Below are 214 nucleotides of genomic sequence, written 5' to 3' on the forward strand. Positions count from 1 at the left end.
CTGGCCGGCCTCGTCATCAATCGCAATGTTTCGGTTCGCCAGAAGTCCGACAGCCATCGTAAATTTGCTGTATTCCTCATCGTTCAGCTTTCGGGTGCCGAGTCCTGAAAGGTTCCCCAAGTTGCTTAACATGCGCTGTACAAGCGCCTCAGAAGACATTTCCAGCGAGAAGATGCCAATGGCCCCCTTGTCCGGATATAGCTGCGAAATATTG

General features: G+C 51.9%; 1 protein-coding gene. It reads right to left on the bottom strand.

Going from position 1 to position 214, the window contains the following annotated elements:
- Window positions 1-214: DnaB-like helicase C-terminal domain-containing protein (locus LKX83_RS33475; RefSeq protein WP_304518370.1), on the bottom strand; the 214-nt coding region annotated here is incomplete at both ends.

It is taken from the genome of Cohnella baijiui (assembly GCF_020731285.1).
Classification (GTDB): Bacteria; Bacillota; Bacilli; order Paenibacillales; family Paenibacillaceae; genus Cohnella.